Source organism: Sulfuricurvum sp., from assembly GCF_019163035.1.
In the GTDB taxonomy this organism is placed as follows: domain Bacteria; phylum Campylobacterota; class Campylobacteria; order Campylobacterales; family Sulfurimonadaceae; genus Sulfuricurvum.
The window spans coordinates 1-3,311 of the sequence record NZ_JAFLKV010000108.1; the positions used below are offsets into that span (position 1 = coordinate 1).

The window sequence follows — 3,311 nt, forward strand, 5'->3', positions numbered from 1 at the left end:
ACTAACAAAACGATTATTTTCTAAATGTTTAACATCGTTTTAGTCCATCCGCAGATTCCGAATAACACGGGTGCCATCGGGCGGCTTTGTGTCAATACAGATTCATCGCTCCATTTGATTAAGCCTATCGGCTTTGATATCGATGAGAAAGCGGTACGCCGTGCAGGTTTGGATTATTGGCATAAGATCGATTTGCATGTGTGGGAGAGTATCGATGAGTTTATGGAAGCTCATCCGATGCGTGAGCGTTTTTTCTTTGCGACGACCAAAACCGATCTTCCCTATTTTGAGCATCGGTTTCAAGAGGGGGATTATCTTTTTTTCGGGAGTGAAACCGCAGGGATACCCTCGGAGATATTAGAGGTGTATCCGGCGCAGACAATGACAATTCCGATGACCAAAGAGGGACGAAGTCTCAACCTCGCAATCAGTAGCGGTATCATCCTCTATGAAGCGATCAAACAAAATTTTAATTCTTATCGAAAGATGATGTAACATGATGCAAATACTTGATACAGTAGTAGTTATACTGCTGATTCTCTTTTTAATTTTTATTTTTCGAGGGTATCATCTCTCACGACTTGAACGGGATAATAAAGAGGACTAAAAAATCTTCTCTGCCCATTTCCCCATTTTTATCTCAAATTTATCTATCCATCCGTTTGCTTGGCTAATAACCTTTGCCATTGTCAGCTCCTTGACTTAAATTAGGCAAATTGTAGATATATTTTAAAATATTCTCAATAAATATGTCATTTTGTCATATAAATGACTTTTTTGTGGCATAATATCTACAATACACCATCGATATATCGAAAGGATTTCATTATGAAAACATTTATGGATATTGTTGAGATGATTAAAGATATTGTCTCTTCCGAATTCCCTGAAAAAAAAGTGTTTGATAAAGATGTAGCAGAGTTGTTGGATATTTCCCAAATGAATTTTGCTACGATGAAAAAGCGGAATAAAATCCCTTTTAACGAATTGCTGGATTTTTGTGCGAAACGCTCTATAGCCATTAACTGGCTACTCTATAATCAATCACCTGAGAGTCTCATCGAACCGACAAATCGTTTTTATATGGTACGTTATTTCTCTTCGGTAAGTGCCTCTGCGGGGGGAGGCGCTGAGAATGAAGAATTGGAATATGAACCTCTGATGCTCGAAGATAATTTCGTCCTTTCGTTGGGCGGAGAAAAAGAGCTGCGTCATATTGAAGCGATTAATGTATCGGGTGATTCAATGGAGCCGTCGTTTAGCTATAACGATATAATTTTTATAAATCGTTCTAAAACGGATATTAGTCGCGGCGGCATTTTTACGATTCGAACCGAACACGGACTCTTTATTAAACGATTGCAAGTTCGGATTGATGGTAAACTTGATATTATTTCGGATAACAAAGACTATCCGATCTACGTTGCCCATAAAGATGAAGTTGAAATTATCGGAAGAGTGGTAGGGCGATTCGGCGGAGTTGAATAAAAGTGGAATTTTAAATGAAAACATCGTATTGGATTAGCGGGATATTGTTGATGGCATTGGGCGGATGCAGTACCCATATCCCCGTTCCTGATCCTCAATCCAAGTCATTGACTCCTCTTTTGAAAAAGGACGCTAATCAGAGTGCTTTATCCGATCCTTTTTGTTGTATGCTTCCTCAAGACCTTGATGTAAAGTTTCCCGAATACGGTCCGAAAGTAAATGATTTAGAGCGCTTTGAACAAGCTTTGGCTCCGTATGTCGAGAAAAACGGTATAGATAAAGAGAATTTATTGGAGATACAAACGACCTTTGATGATCGTTATTTTTCACCGTGGTATTACACGAATACCCCTCAAAAAGTTCAGGAGATCACATGGCCGTTGCGTGCTTTTCGCGGGGGTTATGGAAATAATCTTATCCCTGTTCCACCCTCATGGTTTGAGGGGATAAAAAATCAGTCTAATTTTGAAAGCTATGGAACGATCAATCAAAAAGCGATTACTTTAAAATGGATGAATATGCGGGCTTTTCCAACCGACAAGCCACTGTATAAAGATCCATCAAAAGCGGGAGATGGGTATCCGTTCGATCTTCTCCAAAACAGCAGTGTCAACTACAATGAACCGATATTTATCTCTCATACGTCAAAAGATGGAGCATGGAGCTACATATTTACTAATAACGCCTCGGGATGGGTTCCCTCAGATGGGGTTAGTATAATTGACGATGCGACAGTATCAGCGATCAAAAAATCGCAACGGCTATTTGTTATCGAAGATAATATAGCCTTGTATGATACCCGTAATCAATTTGTGGCGTATTGTCGTATCGGTATGGTTTTACCGCTGGAGAGAGAAGAGGGTGATTTCTATTATGTCAAGTCGGTTGATCGTAATAACACTATTAAGATTCTATCTCTTCCCAAGCACTCAGCACATATTGGTGTTAGCAGGTTCAACAAAAGTTATTTGATCTCAATCGGAAATCAACTCCTCAAAAATACGTATGGTTGGGGCGGTATGTACGGGGAGCGAGATTGCTCTTCGATGATACGCGATTTTATGACTCCATTTGGAATTTGGCTCCCGCGTAATTCAGCAGCACAATCTCGTAAAGGTGAAATTGTCTCTTTTATAGGCTTGAGCGATGACGAAAAACTTTCTCTGATCAAAGAACAGGGTGTCCCCTTTGAGACGATTATCTATCTTAAAGGACATGTTCTACTGTACGTCGGTACTTATCAAGAGAGTGTTATAGTGATGCATAATTTTTGGGGTATTCGAACGGTGGATAAATTGGGTAATAAAGGGCGACATATTGTCGGCAAAGCGGTTATCAGTACATTGGAATTAGGTTCTGAGTTAGATGATTATGATTCATCGATGAAATTGCTTTCAAGAGTAGAGAGTATGAATATTTTTACAAGAACCCCCGTTCTCCTTGCTCGCCAAGCTAAAACGGGTTTAAAAAAATAGTCGTTTAAAAGTTATCCGCGAATATCGAGGAGTGAGCCGAACATTTCATCTTGAGTTCGGATTGCTTGAACATTCGATTGAGCTGTTTTTTCAATGGTAACTTGCTCCGTCAATTCTTTGGATAGATCAGTTTGAGATTTTTCGCCACCGTTTGAGGAAGCCGTTTCCGTATTGGCTTTGGTTCCACCATTTTGTGTTTCACTAATTGTTGTCTGTTGAGGGACGAAGCGATCCGTATTGACGTTTGCTACATTATTAGCATTGGCATTCATCCATGTTTGGTTAGACATGATGGAAGAGACGTTTGAGCTTATCATCTAAAGCTCCTTGTATATCAGATAGTAAAAG

Annotated in this window: 4 protein-coding genes; 3 read left to right on the plus strand and 1 reads right to left on the minus strand. The window is 39.6% G+C overall.

The genetic code is table 11. The features are described from left to right. The first annotated feature begins 24 nt into the window (after positions 1-24). From JZU62_RS07835 to JZU62_RS07845, 3 genes are all read left to right on the plus strand, one after another. Positions 25-495 carry a tRNA (cytidine(34)-2'-O)-methyltransferase gene (locus JZU62_RS07835; protein ID WP_295013559.1) on the plus strand — a complete coding sequence of 157 codons (471 nt, stop codon included), beginning with the start codon at positions 25-27 and terminating at the stop codon, positions 493-495. A 333-nt stretch (positions 496-828) separates the two neighbouring features. After that, positions 829-1,488 (plus strand): S24 family peptidase, encoded by a 660-nt coding sequence (locus JZU62_RS07840; RefSeq protein ID WP_295013561.1) that lies wholly within the window; start codon positions 829-831, stop codon positions 1,486-1,488. Between the two features lie 14 nt (positions 1,489-1,502). After that, positions 1,503-2,963, plus strand: a complete 1,461-nt coding sequence (locus JZU62_RS07845; protein ID WP_295013563.1) for an SH3 domain-containing C40 family peptidase — start codon at positions 1,503-1,505, stop codon at positions 2,961-2,963. Between the two features lie 11 nt (positions 2,964-2,974). Here the strand turns inward: JZU62_RS07845 and JZU62_RS07850 are convergent, their stop codons facing one another. Then, positions 2,975-3,280, minus strand: a complete 306-nt coding sequence (locus JZU62_RS07850) for a hypothetical protein (protein ID WP_295013565.1) — start codon at positions 3,278-3,280, stop codon at positions 2,975-2,977. Positions 3,281-3,311: the final 31 nt, after the last annotated feature.

Coding starts and splice junctions, on each gene's coding strand:
- JZU62_RS07845 (WP_295013563.1), top strand. CDS start 1,503: ATGAAAACATCGTATTGGATTAGCGGGATATTGTTGATGGCATTGGGC.
- JZU62_RS07840 (WP_295013561.1), top strand. CDS start 829: ATGAAAACATTTATGGATATTGTTGAGATGATTAAAGATATTGTCTCT.
- JZU62_RS07835 (WP_295013559.1), top strand. CDS start 25: ATGTTTAACATCGTTTTAGTCCATCCGCAGATTCCGAATAACACGGGT.
- JZU62_RS07850 (WP_295013565.1), bottom strand. CDS start 3,280: ATGATAAGCTCAAACGTCTCTTCCATCATGTCTAACCAAACATGGATG.